At 54.7% G+C, this 1,367-nt stretch carries 2 protein-coding genes; both read left to right on the top strand.

The genetic code is table 11. The features are described 5' to 3' along the window. Nucleotides 1–157: 157 nt before the first annotated feature. The gene (locus RMSM_RS31545; protein ID WP_040770555.1) at nt 158–1,099 is read left to right on the top strand and encodes a type II secretion system F family protein; all 942 of its coding nucleotides are present in this window, start codon (nt 158–160) and stop codon (nt 1,097–1,099) included. Next, the gene (locus tag RMSM_RS31540) at nt 1,093–1,365 is read left to right on the top strand and encodes a hypothetical protein (RefSeq protein WP_040770554.1); all 273 of its coding nucleotides are present in this window, start codon (nt 1,093–1,095) and stop codon (nt 1,363–1,365) included. Before RMSM_RS31545 ends, RMSM_RS31540 begins: the two co-directional genes overlap by 7 nt. Nucleotides 1,366–1,367 lie beyond the last annotated feature (2 nt).

Here is a 1,367-nt window from a genome sequence, read left to right as displayed (position 1 = left end):
GCTCCTCACTCCTCACTCCTCACTCCCCGCTCCTCACTCCTCACTCCTCACTCCTCACTCCTCACTCCTCACGCGTGCTTGCTTTGCCAAGATAAGATGCTTATGGTAATGGCACTTAATCCTCCTCCATTTGTCTGTGAATGCGGCGAAATTCCCCGTGGCAAAACTCTCTCAGCTTCAACTCGCCGCTCTGCTGGAGGAAATTGCCAGCGCGATGCGTCGCGATGTATCGGTGGCCGACGCGCTTCGCCGGTTAGAACGTAGTCGGCTGGGGCGAGTGGGCCGGGTGGCGGGTGGTATTGCGAAAAAACTCGAACAAGGACAAACCATCTCGGCTGCATTAGATGGCCCCGCATTGCCGAATCGTTCGCAGATGGCCGCGTGTGTGAACGCGTGCGAGCAAACCGGTGACGCCCGGCTGTTGGATCGTCTTGCTCGGTTGCTACGAAAACAAGCGGACTACCGACGCAATATCCGATTGGCGTGGGTGTATCCGGTGATGTTAGTTGTGCTGGCCTATGCCGTACTCGTTCTGTTTACGACGCGATTGGTGCTCGATGAAAGAACGCCCGATATTTGTTGGCCTGATCCGGTGGTGCATTTTAGTGAATGGCTGTCCGCATTTTGGGTGTGGCCCGTATTGGGGTTTGTCACACTAGTCATTGTCGCGGCCCTCTATTTTCGCAGTCGCGTTCCGTTTCCCAAAAGTGTGCGGCTCGGTTTGTTTTGTGAATCGTTGGCGGACCAGATTGCGTTGGACGTTCCGGACGACGTCGCGATCCAGAATGCGGCGGCACTCTCAGGAGCAAATTCATTTGCATCCATTTCCAATCCGAGTATGAATAGCCCCGAGATCGTATCGATGCTCTCTCGTGTCAGCATGGAAACGATCGATGTTCCCGAGGTTGCGGCAAAAGAGGTGTTGGTGGCCCGGCTTCGCTATCTCGCCACCATTCATCTGGAACACGCACGACGCCAGCGTTATTGGTGGACGCATCTTGTGCCACGGTTCGCGATCGTTGGTTTCGGGACGCTGTTCGTATTTTCCTATATCGTTTGGGTGATCGGGCCAGTCTATCGTCAGGTGGCGCTGTGGTAAAAAAACTTGATTCCGTTTCGCAGCGGTTGATGGCGTCCGGCACCGATCACGAATCGAGCGTGTTGCAGTGGTTGAACGGGCAGCAACAGCGACGTCACATGATTAAGCGGGCAATTTGGTCGGCTTCGAGTGGTTGGTTGCTTGTGATTGCGTCAGGCATTATCGCTAGTCTCGTTGCAATCAAGATTTCGACAGACGTGCAAACCATTACGGCAACCACGCAGGGAATGTGGGGCGATGTTGATACACCACAGCGTGTAATGTAGGG

Source organism: Rhodopirellula maiorica SM1 (assembly GCF_000346295.1).
GTDB lineage: Bacteria > Planctomycetota > Planctomycetia > Pirellulales > Pirellulaceae > Novipirellula > Novipirellula maiorica.
This window is presented reverse-complemented; position numbering and strand designations above follow the sequence as displayed.